The sequence below is a fragment of the Reichenbachiella carrageenanivorans genome (assembly GCF_025639805.1).
Lineage (GTDB): Bacteria > Bacteroidota > Bacteroidia > Cytophagales > Cyclobacteriaceae > Reichenbachiella > Reichenbachiella carrageenanivorans.
Genome location: NZ_CP106735.1, coordinates 2,092,414 through 2,108,452 on the forward strand (window position 1 = coordinate 2,092,414; position 16,039 = coordinate 2,108,452).

The window sequence follows — 16,039 nt, forward strand, 5'->3', positions numbered from 1 at the left end:
GGATTTTAGAGAGATAGGGATCATACGATGACATTAAAGAGAAGGAAATTTTTACAAAGTTTAGGGCTGGTAGTGCCAGCGCTGAGTACGCCACTTCACAAGGTACTAGCGAGTGAAAAAACCGAACGTGTACTAGCATCAGCTGCTAAAAGTGGGCCTTTCAAACTTTCGTTTAATGAACTCAATGATCGTGTGTGGATTGGTGATCAATTTTGGAGTGTGCCTATGGAGGATTGGGAGATCCGTCAGGGGCGCCTAGAATGCACAGGGATAGAACGTCATTCGAGGCTTCACTTACTCACACATGTACTAGGTGAAGCGGCCGGGGATTTTATGCTTGAGGCGACCTTAGGCTTATTGGCAGACAAGGGCAATCAAGGTACAGTAGGTTTTTCTGTCGGAATCAAAGATTTTACAGACCCAGATAGCATCAAAGCCGCTTGCTATTTTGGAAAAGGAGTAACAGCAGGGGTATCGCTAGAAAGTGAATTATTTCTTGGTGATCAATCAGCTACCTTGCCAGAAGGTTTCAATTTTAAAAAATTCACGCTCCAACTAGAAGGAGCCACCTCCGACGGGCAGCAGGTTATGACCTTGACGGCCACAGACGATCATCAGCTTTCGTCCAAGCTTTCATATACGCATACAGGAGCATTAGATGGACTAGTTGCCTTGGTCAATCATATCAAGAAGGAGGATCAAAGCACTTTTTGGTGGAGTAGTCTGGCACTGTCAGGTTCAAAGGTAGTATACCGCCCAGCCAATAGTTTTGGCCCTATTCTTTGGGCTATGTACACACTTTCTGATGCGAAAGTGAAACTGATGGCGCAGATGCCCCCTATTGGGACGAAGGATAGTCAACAAGTAGAATTGCAACTGAAGCGAAAAGGCAAGTGGAAAAAAGTGATGACCAGCCCTATCGATAAACTGTCTTATACAGCCCTCTTTGTGATTACGGATTGGGATACTACAGCAGACTGTGCTTATCGGCTGATCTATGATATAGATGGGGAAAAACACGAGTATGTAGGGAATATCAGAAAAGAACCCGCCAATGGCGAACTCAGATTTGGGGGTCTTACTTGCCAGGAGTGGAGAGGCTACCCTTACAGCCCATTGGTGCAAAATTTGGAAAAAACAGATCCAGATATGCTCTGTTTTTCAGGGGATCAGATCTATGAGCAGAACGGAGGCTATCCCATCAAGCGACAACCAGAAAACAAAGCGATTTTAAGTTACCTCGGCAAATATTATATGTTTGGATGGGCTTTTGGCCATGTGATGCGCGACCGACCTACGATATGTACACCCGACGATCATGATGTATTTCAGGGCAACCTTTGGGGGGAAGGAGGCGAAGGGATTTCGTTCGAAGATTGGGATCGTGTGCAAGATGCCCATGGCGGATTTGTACAAACCCCTCAAATGGTAAATGTAGTAAATCGTACCCAGTGCGGTCATTTGCCAGACCCTGTTCAATCGGCCACCTTGTCTTCTGGTATTACTACCTGGTTTACAAACATGAACTATGGCAGAGTGAGTTTTGCCATAGTGAGCGACCGTTTGTTCAAATCTGGCCCAGAAAAAGTTAGAGCAGGTGAGGGCAGAATAGATCATGTCAGAGATCGGTTGATGCCACAAGAATTAGAATCTGAGGAGTTGGTCTTCATGGGGCAGGCCCAATTGGCTTTTCTCAACGAATGGATAGCAGAGTGGAAAGGAGTAGATATGAAAGTGATGCTGAGTCAGACCTTGTTTTCTAATGTAGGGACACATCACGGGTGGAAAAAGGAATTTTTATATGGAGATATGGATTCTGGTGGGTGGCCTAAGGCACAGCGCGATGAGGTCATTCGTATCATGCGAAAGGCTTGTGTATTTCATATCAATGGAGATCAGCACCTGCCCTTTATCGTGCAGTATAGTGTAGACGAAAAGCGTGATGGAGGATGGACATTTTGTACGCCAGCTGTCTCTACAGGCTACTCCCGATGGGGGCAGCCAGACTTAGTCAATATGCCATTTACCGACCGGCCCAAGCATAACCTGCCAAATACAGGATGCTACAGAGATGTCTTTGGCAATGATAACTATGTATATGCAGTAGGCAACCCTGAAGATGACGTAAGAAAGATCAAAAACCGTTATACAGTCGCCCAAATGAAGGCTTCTGGGTTTGGGCTAGTCACTTTCGATACGGTAGAGCGAACCATCAAAATGGAGGCCTTTAGGTTTTTGGCTCAGCTCGATAGTAAGTCAGAGGAGAACACTTACCCCGGGTGGCCACTAACGATCAATCAGCTGGACAATGACGGTCGGAGAGCTTTTGGGTACTTGCCTCAATTGAAAATGAGCAAGCCCAATCAGTTGGTGAAAATCATCAATGAAGAAAATGGAGAACTCGTGCAGGCCATCAGAGTGAAGGGGAATCATTACACCCCATCAGTATATGCCTTGGCTAGATATACAATAGTCGTAGGCGAGGAGGACAACCGTAAGGAGATTAATAACGTACAAATTACGTCTAATGCGAACGATGTGCTACCTTTGTAAGGCACGCTAAAAACAAAATGAAATGAACCTTTCTAAATGTAAAGTTTGTCTGATCTCATCATTCATTATTCTTTTTGGAGTCGCAAGGAGTCATATGGTTATGGCTCAATCGGCTAAAGTCACTGTGAGCGGGCAGCTCATAGACGAAAATGGTGAAGGGGTACCATTTTCTAACGTAGCTTTTTTGTCGCTTGCCGATTCCACTATGATTGGCGGTACTGTCACAGATTTCGAAGGTGTTTTTCACGCTCAGATAGAGACGGGCGTGTACAACGTCCGGTTGTCGTATATCGGCTACCATACCGAAATAATACCTGAAGTGTCAATAGCCGGCACAATGAATATGGGAAAGATCGCCCTAAAGCCAGACGTGCAGAGAATGGAAGAAGTGGTGATCGAATCGAGTAAGTATGAGGTAGAAGTAAAACCAGGAAGCAAAATATTTAATGTAGCCAATACGCCCGCTGCCGAATCTAGCAATGCTGTAGACCTACTGCAGACAGTCCCTTCGGCAGGAGTGAATATGGATGATGAAATTACTTTCAGAGGAAGGAAAGTAGCTATTTTGATCGATGGTGTAGAAACGGATGTGGTTAATATCTTGGAGCAAATACCCGCTTCAGAAATTGAATCGATCGAAGTGATAAGCAACCCATCGGCCAAGTACAACACCAAAAATGGAGAAAGTATCATCAACATTATTCTGAAAAAGAATAAAGATAAAGAAGGAGTTAATGCCAATGCTACCGTAGGAGTAGGGAGTGATGGGTTTAAAAAAATAGACACAGGGCTGAAATGGAGCAAGAATAAGTTTGAAATAGGGGGCAATGCCAACATGAAGCTCAACAATGTGTATGACGAAGGACGATCCTTCAGAACTAGTTTTAATAACGACACCACGCAGACAGATCAGCTGTACAAAGGGTCCAACGAAGATTTTAGCAGATACTACAGACTATATTCGAGATATAGATTTACTGATAGTAATCTGCTTCAGGTGTCGCTAGCTACTAGCGCCAACCATGTGGATAGAGAGAAGGATTACGAAGTAGAATTTTCTAAAAAGGATGCTGTAACCAGATACTCACACCGGACTCGTAAAGGAGACGAAAAAAGAAGATGGTTTAGAGGAGATATATTTTTCAAGCAAATGTTTAGAGACGATCAAGACGAATTGCGCTTGAGAGGCAAGATGACACACTATGATCGTAATGAGGAATATGTGTTTATCGATAGCCTATTTTTTGCCGACGAGTCGTTCAATAGAGTAGACCGTAAAGATCAGATCAACGATCATATCTCTAATGACAATGAGTATAGGTTTTCGGCCGACTATGAGCGAATACTCTCCTCGTTGTACAGCTTGGAATCGGGAGTGGTAGCCAGACTCAAAAGTGCAGAGCGAGCGTATCTCTACAATGAATATAACGACAGCACCCAAAGTTGGGTAATGAATCAGGGACGTTCCAATGATTTTTTATACAACGAAACAGAGTACGGAGGGTATTTACTATTCAAAGCCAAGTGGGCAGGCTTCGAAGCATTGAGTTATAGCTTAGGGATGCGTGCCACCTATAATTTGCTCGATCCACAGGCCGAGGGAGTAGCTGGTGATTTTGTCAATCAGTTTTGGAATTTCTTGCCAAGTGCGCAGTTTGCCTATCAGGTCGACGATACCCAAAGTGTATCTCTCAACTTCTCACGCAAAAACAAGAATCCAGCATACTATAGACTAAATCCTTATGTGACCTACTATAGTCCTACCTCTATCAGTTATGGAAATCCATTTTTGAAACCAGAAATGATCAATGCGCTAGAACTGGGCTACGACAAAATGTGGGATGGAGACAGGATCTACTGGAGCAACAGTGTGTACTACAAGACGGTAGAAGACGCAGCCATCAGATACCGGTTTGAGGATGAAAACGAAGTAGTCAATTTTACTTACGAAAATGTAGATGCAGCATCCTCGATGGGATGGGAGATGATTACCAATTTTAAAATGGATGAGCACTGGAAGATCAATACCAGTATCAACCTTTACAATTCGGCTTATACGACATACAACAATTCACAAGAACTTATTAGGCGCCGTGGGTCTAATTTTACTTCTAAGTCGAGCCTAGAGTATAAAAATCCAATCGGTTTCTCTGGGCAGTTGCAGATGAATTATTTCTCAGAAAAGCTCACAGCACAAGGCTACGACGAACCCTTTTATTATGCCGATTTGGTGATGAGACAAAAATTAGTAAACGATCAGTTGACAGTAAGTTTAAGGGTGTCTGATATCTTCAATACTTGGCGTCGAAACTCAGTAGTAGATCAGTCAGATTCGTTTGCATCCGAAAATTATTACTCTAGAAACTCCTATAGGTGTTATTTTTCGGTGTCATATCAGCTGAGCAAGCTTACCTTTAAAAATGCCTCATAAAAAACATCTAATCGACTAGGGTAAAGGTTGGCTGACCATTTGAAGCCATCAAGAAAAACTAAAAAAAACAGGTTGTCATTTGATCGCCTGTTTTTTTTGATCTCTTGGGTATTGTCTAGGTGTGTGCTCACAGAGAAGAGTGTCTGTCTACGTTTTTCTAATGTCTGTTCCCATACAGAATTGGATAGCGGTCATAATCGACAGCTCCTACTAGCAGTCTGTTTTATGCCCTTCAGGCTGTCTATTCACATGGTTTACTTAAAACTACATTTTGTTGACCCCTAAGGACAACCCTTCTTTTAAAAAAATGAAAATTCACAAACTGAATAGTTCGATCATTTTTAAAAAGAGAAGCAAGTGAAGAATAATAAGAGTTTTATAGTGTCGATTTTGTTAATCACTATAGTTACGTTGGCTAGTTTTATTGGTAGCAAAAAGGGAGAGATAGTTACGTTCGATTTGTCTATTGCCGAGGATGCTACGCCAGCCGTTTTGGCTCGGGTCATGCAGGCCAAGACGGACCCTTTGTCTGAGGTCAAGTTCGAAAAGGGTACTTATCATTTTTACCCCGATAAGGCTTTCGAAAAATTTTGCTTTATTTCAAATCATGACGATGTAATGGTTCGAACGGCTTTTCCTCTATTTGATTTCGATGGACTGACCATCGATGGCCAAGGTTCTACTTTTATTTTTCATGGTCCCATGGTTCCGTTTTTGGTAGATGGAAGCAAAAATGTAGTATTCAAAAACCTATCTATTGACTGGGCGATGTCTTTTCACAGTGAGGCACTTGTAGTAGCGAACGACCTCAAGAAGAAAACCTTCGACATCAAAATATCAAAAGAGTACCCATATGAGATTAGAAATGAGCAACTCATTTTTGTGAAAGAATATTACGAACACAGCATAGGCCAGTCTATACTATACGACCCCCAACGTAACGCCATTGCTTATGACACAGAGTCGTACACCCCACTCACTTCGATCAATCGAGTAGCTGTTCAGCGTTATGTGAATGACATATCCTACAAGTACAAAATAGATCCACGGTCTCCAGAGATGAAAGACATCGGTAAGGAGCAAAGCCTCCGTGTAGAAGAGCTAGAGCCAGGACTTGTTCGCATCTACAATCACCGCAAAAAAATACCAGCGGTAGGTATGATATTCACCGCCAAAGGAGATCAAGCTGTGAATCGATTAGCACCAGCTTTCCGAGTCACCAATACCATTGGGTTTGATGCCCAAAATATAAATGTTCACCATGCTGGAGGCATGGGGCTGATTGCCGAAAATTCGGAAAATTTGATCCTAGACAATTTCAACGTGACACCATCAAAAGGGCGTATGGTATCTACCACCGCCGATGCTACTCACTTTGTAGGCTGCCGAGGCAAGGTCGTATTGAAAAACTGTACGTTCAACAATCAGCTGGACGATGCCAGCAATATCCACGGGACGTACCAAGAAGTGATCGACGTTATAGATGAGTATACACTAGGAGTACGTATGGGACATTCTCAGCAGCAAGGGTTTGTGATCGGCAGAACAGGTGATAAGATTGGGTTGGTTAGAATAGAAGAGTCCTTTTATCCATACGATGAAATTACGATTCAATCGATCCAACCATTGAATGGCCGCTATCAGTTGATCACTTTCAACGAAAAATTACCAGCAACTATTGAATCTGGGGATTTGATCGAAAACCTAGATGCGTATCCAGATTTATTGGTAGAAAATTGCAACATCAGTGGCAATCGTGCCAGAGGTTTGCTTATCTCTAATCCAAAAAAATCGGTAATCAAAAACAACTATTTCAGTACAGAGATGGAGGCGATATTGGTGCCTGTAGAGAGTGGCCATTGGTATGAATCGGGCAATGCCGTGGACCTCACCATTACGGGCAATACTTTCCAAGACTGTACACACAGTGGTCAGAATAGAGGGGTGATAAGGTTTGTCCCAGATGATGAGAATGAAAACATAGCCTTCAAGGATGTACTTATCGCCAATAATACCTTCAACCATTTTGACAATCTAGTCTTGGAGATTGCCAATACAGAAAATCTAAAGTTTACGAAAAACACAATCACCAATTCTGGGACTTTCCCAATGCTATTTCCTGAGAACCCAGCGATTAGAATTAAGAGTTCGAAAGAAATTGTTTTTGAGAAAAACGAGTACACAGGGAAGGCAGATGTGATGATAGAGACGGGCAAGTCTATGTCCGACATTTTATTTCAATAAAAACAATAACCAAATTACTATGAAAAACGAGGATGAAATTCCCAATACGAGTTAGTAACCCCGTTTGAGGGCAGTGCAAAGTTCGATATAAAAGATGCCGACGAGGGTCATCTATCGAAACACACACGATAATGATGCAAAATAAATTCGATTAGAAATTCTATTTATATGAAAATAAAATACTTACCAGATTATAAGAGGGTGTTATACCCTGCTTTCTTGGTGCTGATGATGATTGTGGCCATGGGGTCAGAAGCAATCGCTCAGGACAACATCGTGAAAGGAAAAGTGACGGATGCTACGGATGGGTCAGAGTTACCAGGTGTCAACGTGTTGGTCAATGGTACCTCTAAAGGTACAGTCACCGACATTAACGGAAATTTTTCAATTTCTGCAGGAAAAGGCGAAACGCTTAGGTTCAGTTTTATCGGGATGAAACCGGTGGATGTTGCCGTGACTGGCAGTGTAGTAGATGTACAATTGAACCCAGATTATACCGAACTCGAAGAGGTCGTAGTCGTAGGATATGGTTCGCAAAAGAAAATAGAAGTGACTGGTGCTGTGGCTCAGTTGAAGAGCGAAGACATTACCCGATTTGTGACTTCTGATGTGGGGGCTGCTCTGCAAGGACAGATCGCCGGTGTAAACGTAGTGTCTTCTGGTTCGCCAGGGGCATCTGCTGAAATACAGATCAGAGGGGTGAGCTCTATTGCAGGTGCCAGCACACCGTTATACGTAGTAGATGGAGTGCCTCAAGAGGGTGACCCTAGACTGAGCCCTAATGAGATCCAAACCATCGATGTATTGAAAGATGCCGCTTCGGCAGCCATCTATGGTACTAGAGGATCGTCGGGGGTTATTCTTATCACTACCAAACAAGGTACAAAAGGAACCATGAGAGTGAGTTTGGACGGTAGCTATGGCGTTCAGGACATTACTTCTGGTACTCCGTTGATGAATGCACAAGAGCAGACTTATTTTGATATTGTAAAACAGAGAAATATCTCTGGAACACCTGACAATCAAATCGTGCTTGAGTTAGCCAAATCACCAGAAAATTTTCAAAACGATACTGATTTGGGTGAATTGGTTTTTATAGACAAAGCGGCTGTTCAAAACTATAGTGCTAATATTTCTGGAGGATCTGGAGATGTAGCTTACAATGTGACACTTGGCTATTATAACAAAGAAGGAGTAGTTGTCAATTCAGATTTCGAAAGACTTAACACGCGTATCAACACCACTTACAAAAATGGTAAGTGGAAACTATTTTCTAGTGTAGGTATGTCGCTCGAAGAAACATCATACTCTCCAGGAGGGATTATCACACAGACGATCAAATATTATCCTACACAAGATAATTTAGATTTAGATTCAGATGAGCCAATTTCTACATTAGGTGGAGCTCAAAGCAACAGGCTGGGTTGGGTGTTGGCCAGTTTCAACAACGAAGATCATATGGAGCGCAACAGGGTCTTTGGCAATTTCAATGCAGACTATGAAATAGTCAAAGGGCTTACCGTATCGAGTAGATTAGGGATTACGGCTAGCAATGACTACAGAAAAAGATTTGTGCCATATCAGGAGGTATACGACAGGATTTCAGGAGATCTTATTTCGGACCCTTCTAATAGTAGCGTAGAGATGCTGACGGCTAATCAAAGTTCTATGAGTTGGGATGTGAGAGCACATTACAACAAGACGTTCAACAAGAAGCATAACCTATCTCTGACAGCAGTTTACTCAGTAGAGGATTATCAAAATGAGTTTTATAATGCGAAGAAGCTAGGCGTACTAGACAATAGCATCAAAGTACTCAGCGGTGCTGCCGAAAGCCCATCTGCGAATTCGGACAACAACTATGTGCGCAGACTAATCGGTATGATGGGACGTGTACAGTACAACTATAAAAGCAAATACATGATAAGTGCCAGTGTCAGAAGAGACGGATCTTCTCAGTTTTCTTCAGAAAACAGATGGGGCGTATTCCCTTCTGTATCTGCGGGTTGGAACGTGGCAGAAGAAGGTTTTTGGACGCCTTTGGTCAATACAGTAAATGGATTTAAACTAAGAGCCAGTTATGGTACTGTGGGTAACGAAAGATTCGATCCATATTCTTACTCGGCGAGTATTACCAGAAGCGTGGATTATGCTTTCAACTCAGGCAGTGGAGAGACACTAGCCAATGGGTCTACTCAGACAAGCTATGCTAACGCATTGGTGAAATGGGAAATTTCTAAGCAGGCCAATTTTGGTGCTGATTTTGGTTTTTTTGGTAATCGCTTGACCTTGTCGGCCGACTATTACAATACATCTAAAGAAGACATGCTATTCCCGATTGTACTACCAGGATCTGCTGGAGGTGGAGCCAATTCTTCAGTAGTACTCAATGTGGGTAACATGACAAACCAAGGAATGGAGTTTGCGCTGGGTTATCAGGGTATTACTGCTGGAGTCAAATGGGGCATCAACGGTACATTTGCTACCAATCAGAATGAAATTACTAAGATCAATGGAGAGGGTGGTTTTGTCTTTACCAATGATTTCGGTTTGATATCAGGTGCCAAGGATCAATCGCAGGTCACTGTACTTAGCGAAGGGTATGAGGCTGGAGCCTTCTTTATCTTCGAAACCAACGGCATCGCAGATACCAATGAAAAATTGGCCGCCTATCAGCAGATCAATCCAAACGCCAGAATGGGCGACTTGATCTATGTAGATAGTGACGGAGATGGAGCAATTTCACAATCAGACAGAGTATACAAAGGCAGTGGATTGCCTGAGTATGAGATCGGAGCCAATTTCAATGCAGGTTTCAAGCAATTCGATTTCTCTATGCAATGGTACGCTGCGCTAGGCCACGAAGTGATGAATGGCGCAAAAGCTACGGCTTATGCCTATGGTAGACACAAAGACTTAGTATCTGCTTGGTCAGAGGCTAATCCTGTGACCTCGATTCCAGCTTATCGTGGAGATTTGAAACAGCACGATAACTATAAAGGGTACACAGATCTATGGCTAGAAGACGGTTCTTATATTCGTCTGAAAACCATTACGCTCGGTTATTCTCTTCCTGCTGGTGTGTTAGAAAAAGTAGGCGTGAGCAAATTTAGAGTGTATGCTTCAGCGCAAAATTTATTCACATTCACCAAGTACACAGGGTACGATCCCGAAATCGGAGGGGGTATACAATCCAGAGGTCTGGACAAAGGCAACTACCCGATGACTGCCCTTTATCTACTTGGTGTAAATCTTAACTTTTAATAAGCAGAGATATGAAACGAAATATAAAATACTTATTCCTAGTGCTGTTGATAGGCATTATGCCGTCATGTAAGGAGGAATTTCTTGAGGAGACTAACCCTAATGAGACCGCTACAGATAATTACTGGTCTGATCTAAATGATACCAATGCGGGACTTAATGCAGCATATTCTTCATTGCTCAATCATTTTGTATTGAGTATCACAGAAGAAGCCTGGAAATCAGACATGGGATGGCCAGGATATGGTAGACCTACTCCTACAGCTACTGCTGAAGGCGTGTCGTGGTACTACAAGACCTATACAGATGGCACCAATTCGATCAGACAGAAATGGGAAGGTTGCTATTTAGGGATTTTTAGGGCCAATCAAGTCATCGAGGCACTCGACAATCTCGAAGGGACAGTCAATGAAGAAGAGTGGAAGATTCAAATGGGTCAAGCCCGATTTTTGAGAGGTCTGTTGCATTTTTACTTGTATTCTACTTATAACAAAGGCGAGATCATCATCAGAGATTTTGTGCCTCGTTCACAAGAAGACTTCAACAAAGGATTGTCTCCAGCGGCAGAAGTGCTTACGTTTTTTAGAGCAGATTTAGATTTTGCTTATAAAAATTTGCCCGCCAAGTATGAAGAAAATGTGAAGACTGGACGGGCTACAGCTGGCGCAGCCGCTACCGTTTTGGGTACTAGCTATCTACACGAGGGAGAAATAGACTTGGCGATCCCACTATTCGAAGATGTGATTAACAACCCTGAATACGGTTATAAGTTGGTAACGGACTTGGATTTACTATTCACCACCGCAGGTGAGTTCAACGATGAATCTATTTTCGAAATCGTATACAATGAAGAGTTGAGATCTGATTTGGGACAATGGGACGAGCAGAGTTTGTCTAACAGGATGGTCAACAACTCAGTGGCCTCTACAGGTTTTTTCACACCTGCATGGTTGGCTAGCAAGTATAAGAACGAGCCAATGGATCCACTGGATGATAGAAACTACTATATAGACCCTATCGCGGGCAAAGTGCAAAGAAACGTGCCATTGAGAGCCTCAGCGATGGTGGCTTTGATCGAAGACGAGCAGACCCTTTACTACCTGACGGATAATGTGAGCACGAATATGAAAAACTCGGCTACTGGGTGGGGATTCGCTTTGTATAAAAAGTATAGCAATCATGACTATTTGGAAGATGAAAATGATTTGCCTCGTGGCAGTTGGAATTCAGGTAAGAACGTGACCGTAAACAGATTGGCAGATGTGTACCTGATGCTTGCGGAGTGTTATATCAGCAAAGGGCAAATTGCAGAAGCACTTGCACTAATCAACGATATTCGAGCCAGATGGGGATTGATATTGTTAGGGCCTAGTGGAGGGTCTACTACTCGTACTTACGACAATGTAGTCTATACAGAGGCCACTTTGATGGATCACCTGATGTATGTAGAGAAACCTCTGGAGATGTCAGTAGAAGGGCATGCCACGCGATGGATAGACTTGCGTAGATGGGGCAAGATTGGTGAGAATTTCGAAAAACTATCGAAGGAAACCTACTATCTGGTGGATTATACACATTCTAAAATGGACGGTACCACGGCTACACGATTCAAGTCATCATTGGTGCTTAATCCAGGGGCTTTGGCATCAATCACGGTAGACTATGAATATGATCTGACTGCAGCAAACTACAACCCAGAGCTGCATGATTATCTGCCAATTCCATCCAGCGAAGTGGTGAGCAACCCAAATATTAAGTAATGACAACCCTAAATATCATGATTATGAAAAATAGAGGAATAATATTAGCTCTTTTTGCGCTAACCTTCATATTAGGGTGTGCAGAGGACGAGTATGTAGCACCTACCAAAGTGGTAGATGTGTCTTGGTATACCAGTATACACCCGGGTACACCATACAGCATAGATGTAGATACCTATATCGCTTTTATGGATTTGTCACAGAATGAATTGAGTCATAAGTGGGTCATCGAAGAAGGAAATCATTTTCTGAAAAATGGTTTTAGTAATAACGATACCCTGGCACATTTCATAGATGAAACTGCTGGTCTGGAAACAGATGAAAAAACAATCAATGTTTTGTTTGCCAAAACTGGCTTAAATACAGTAAGGCTTTATAACACCTTTAGTGAGCCAGTTACCTACCCAGGTACAGTTCCTTTAGAGGCTTATCAAGAAACAGACGTATGGGTGATAGATACTACGATGGTAGTAGATGTATATGGTGACCTAGAACCTGCTTTCAAAGTTTTTCAAAACGGAACGGAGATTCTAAACATACCTAGTGACAGTATAACCTCTACAGAAAACATAGCGGATTGGCCTGTTATCGATGTAGAAGTCAATACGACACTGACGTTTGTAGATATGACAACTCAGGACAGACCAAATGGAAGATCTTGGGAGATAGCGGGTACTCCTGCTACGTCTGGCGATTCGGTAGCTGTCATTAGCTTTTTGCAGTATGGCACTACGGCCAACTTGGGTAGGTTTACTTCTACTAGAGGAGGTGATCGACCTACCAAGAGCAGGTCGAAGATTATTCCTTTGAAAGTAAGAGTAGTGTCTTCTGCAGCTCCCTTCGAATTGATCGGTGAAGCTAGCGAACTGGAAGATGAAGTGATTACATTTCAAGTGGCAGGTGTCATAGATGACAATACACTAGCTGGACAAACGGCTAATTTTACCGTTCATGTGACCAATGCAGATGCAGCTTTTGATGCCGATATACCCGTACAGTCTTTGGCGGTCAACTCGGAAGATGGTTCAATGTTAGAATTGACCCTGAGTCAGCCAATATACAATTCTGATGTCATTACAGTGAGTTATGCAGGAGGTTCGATTAAGTCTACTGATGCTCGTGATCTGCAGGATTTTAGTACAGCAGCAGTAGAGACCTATAAGGCGCCTAATGTACTTACTGATTCGGATAGATATGGGTTCGAAACCTATGTAGACACAAACGGTAACGCTAAAGGTTGGTGGTCGCAGCACCCTCAGTGGCAAAGGTCTGGCGACCAGGCAGCAACTGGAGACTTCTCTATGTCATGGAGTACAGATGATTATGCTGCTGTGCCTAATGCTACTACTACCCATGGAGATGGAGATATGACACTCCCTGCAGATGTGTACACGATGTCTATCAAAGTGTGGATAGACCCTGCATCAGGTATCGAAGGTGTACGTACAAACTTAACGCCTTGGCAGTTGATCGAATGGGATTTTACTGGAATAGCCAAAGGCAGTTGGGTCACTTTGTCTCAGACCATTACTACCGCGGCAGTTACTACCAAAATGGTGCTGCAATACAATAAAGCCGACTCTCCAGCACTGACTGGGGCTCAGAAGTTCTATGTAGATGACATCTCTTTTGTGCCATTAGAACTAAGACCTTAATTCTTATTTGAATCAATAGACCACTCATTGGTTTTTCTAAACCAATGAGTGGCTACATAAAATATACTGATTATGAAAAATTTATTATTCGCATTAGGTCTGCTTGCAGTCGTGGCAAGCAGTTGTGACGAAAAAGTGTGGCCCATGTCTGAATTGGAACTGGTGCCTGTCTACTCTGTGACCGAAATAGTAGGTACAGACGCTCCATTTGCATTGGAGGTGTACAAAGAGAAAAGCCTCGCGATTACTTTCGTAAAACAAGATTTGCTAGAAAGCACGGAGACTTACGACTATATAGATGCCTCTGATGAGGTAAACTATGGGTTTACTTTTTCTGCCAAAGAAGAAATCTTGCTAGAAGACTCTACCACTACTATACATACACTGGACTATGAAATAAGTGCAGACAAAGCTACTGGGGTAGGCTCGATGACGATCACTACTACAGAAGAAGATGCCACAGTGACTACGCTAGTATATACCGCAGAGGTGGCGGAAGAGGAACGTTACAACTAATTGAAAATTTAATGAAGAAAGCAAACGGCTATATACTTCTATAGCTGTTTGCTTTTTTTATTTCTTACCTACGGATACGATGAACGTAAAGCAAAAAAAGAGAATAGTGATACAAAAATTAAGTATGGCATTGGTGCTGGTATGGATGGCAACAGGCTGTACCACTCCTGCAGCAGAGCAAGCCACAGAGCGCAAACCCAACATTGTCTACATCTTGGCAGACGATCTGGGTTATGGAGATTTGAGCTGCTATGGTCAGCAAAAATATGAAACACCCCATATAGATGCACTAGCTGCAAGAGGGATGAAGTTTACACAGCACTACTCTGGATCGGCGGTTTGTGCGCCTTCAAGATCTTCCTTACTCACTGGCGAGCACACCGGCCATACACCTATTCGCGGCAATCAAGAGATAGGAGAAGAAGGACAGGTGCCTTTGCCTGCTGAAGCCTACACCATAGCCGAAATGCTGAAAGAGGCCGGGTACAAAACGGGAGCGTTTGGCAAGTGGGGACTAGGCTTTGTAGGTACGGAGGGAGACCCTAATAAGCAAGGGTTCGACGAGTTTTATGGTTACAATTGCCAAAGAATGGCACATCGTTACTATCCGGCATATCTCTGGCACAATCAACAAAAAGTGACTTTGGAGGGCAATGACTGGACAAATAAGGAAGTGTATGCGCCAGAAAAAATACAAGACGCCACTTTGCAGTTTATCGAAGATAATAAAGACGAGCCCTTTTTTGCTTATGTACCATTGGTGTTGCCTCATGCCGAACTGATATCACCCAAAGATTCTATATTTGATACCTTCAAAGGCAAATATGTTGAAGACAAACCGTTTGAGCTGCCTCACAATTATTTGTCCGACTATGGACCCGATATCGAGTTGCACAAGTATTGTTCGCAAGAAGCCCCTCATGCTGTGTATGCCACGATGGTGACACGCATCGACAATTATGTAGCTCAGATTGTAGACAAACTAGAAGCAGAAGGTATTGCAGACAATACGGTCGTTATTTTCACGAGCGACAATGGCCCAGCTATAGAAGGCGGTGCAGACCCAGATTTTTTTAATGGCAATGGAGGCCTTAGAGGATACAAACGTGATCTATACGAAGGAGGCATTCGAGCACCTTTTATCGTAGTTTGGCCTGGAAAGGTGAAGCCCGCATCAATGAGTGAACATGTGTCTACCTTTTGGGACATGATGCCCACTTTTGCTGATATAGCAGGTGTAGATTTGAAAGCGTCTACTGATGGCTTATCGATGTTGCCTACTATACTAGGTGCAGGTGAGCAAGCCCAGCACAACCATTTGTACTGGGAGTTTAATGTGAGAGGTGGACGCAAGGCCGTTCGAAAGGGGGATTGGAAAGCCGTGGCTTATAATATGAAGAAAAACGGGTATGACAATATTGAACTCTATAATATCAAAGAGGACGAATCAGAGCAAAACAACGTGGCAGATAGTCATCCAGAATTGGTAGCAGAGCTCAAGCAAATCATGATAGATGAGCATCAGGATTCTCAGCTTTTTCCTTTTCAATAAAAAAACAAATTTTGAAAAAGGGACTGTCTAAAAAAAGTCATATAAGCAATTAGGCTGAATGTTC

The 16,039-nt window shown here is 42.9% G+C and carries 8 protein-coding genes; all 8 read left to right on the top strand.

Features of this window, described 5'->3' with window-relative positions:
* Positions 1 to 27: 27 nt before the first annotated feature.
* The 8 genes from N7E81_RS08270 to N7E81_RS08305 all read left to right on the top strand — a co-directional run bounded on the left by N7E81_RS08270 (position 28) and on the right by N7E81_RS08305 (position 15,975).
* A complete protein-coding gene (locus N7E81_RS08270) occupies positions 28 to 2,553 on the top strand; it encodes an alkaline phosphatase D family protein (protein WP_263052823.1) in 2,526 nt (841 codons plus the stop codon).
* Between the two features lie 22 nt (positions 2,554 to 2,575).
* Positions 2,576 to 4,984, top strand: a complete 2,409-nt coding sequence (locus N7E81_RS08275) for a TonB-dependent receptor family protein (protein WP_263052824.1) — start codon at positions 2,576 to 2,578, stop codon at positions 4,982 to 4,984.
* 357 nt (positions 4,985 to 5,341) lie between these two features.
* The gene (locus N7E81_RS08280; RefSeq protein ID WP_263052825.1) at positions 5,342 to 7,228 is read left to right on the top strand and encodes a right-handed parallel beta-helix repeat-containing protein; all 1,887 of its coding nucleotides are present in this window, start codon (positions 5,342 to 5,344) and stop codon (positions 7,226 to 7,228) included.
* A gap of 168 nt (positions 7,229 to 7,396) precedes the next feature.
* Positions 7,397 to 10,492, top strand: coding sequence for a SusC/RagA family TonB-linked outer membrane protein (locus N7E81_RS08285; protein WP_263052826.1), 3,096 nt, complete (start codon positions 7,397 to 7,399; stop codon positions 10,490 to 10,492).
* 11 nt (positions 10,493 to 10,503) lie between these two features.
* Positions 10,504 to 12,252, top strand: a complete 1,749-nt coding sequence (locus tag N7E81_RS08290) for a RagB/SusD family nutrient uptake outer membrane protein (protein ID WP_263052827.1) — start codon at positions 10,504 to 10,506, stop codon at positions 12,250 to 12,252.
* A 23-nt stretch (positions 12,253 to 12,275) separates the two neighbouring features.
* On the top strand, positions 12,276 to 13,907 hold the full coding sequence (locus N7E81_RS08295) for a SwmB domain-containing protein (RefSeq protein ID WP_263052828.1): 1,632 nt from the start codon (positions 12,276 to 12,278) through the stop codon (positions 13,905 to 13,907).
* A gap of 72 nt (positions 13,908 to 13,979) precedes the next feature.
* Positions 13,980 to 14,423, top strand: coding sequence for a hypothetical protein (locus tag N7E81_RS08300; protein WP_263052829.1), 444 nt, complete (start codon positions 13,980 to 13,982; stop codon positions 14,421 to 14,423).
* 106 nt (positions 14,424 to 14,529) lie between these two features.
* Positions 14,530 to 15,975 carry an arylsulfatase gene (locus N7E81_RS08305; RefSeq protein WP_263052830.1) on the top strand — a complete coding sequence of 482 codons (1,446 nt, stop codon included), beginning with the start codon at positions 14,530 to 14,532 and terminating at the stop codon, positions 15,973 to 15,975.
* Positions 15,976 to 16,039 lie beyond the last annotated feature (64 nt).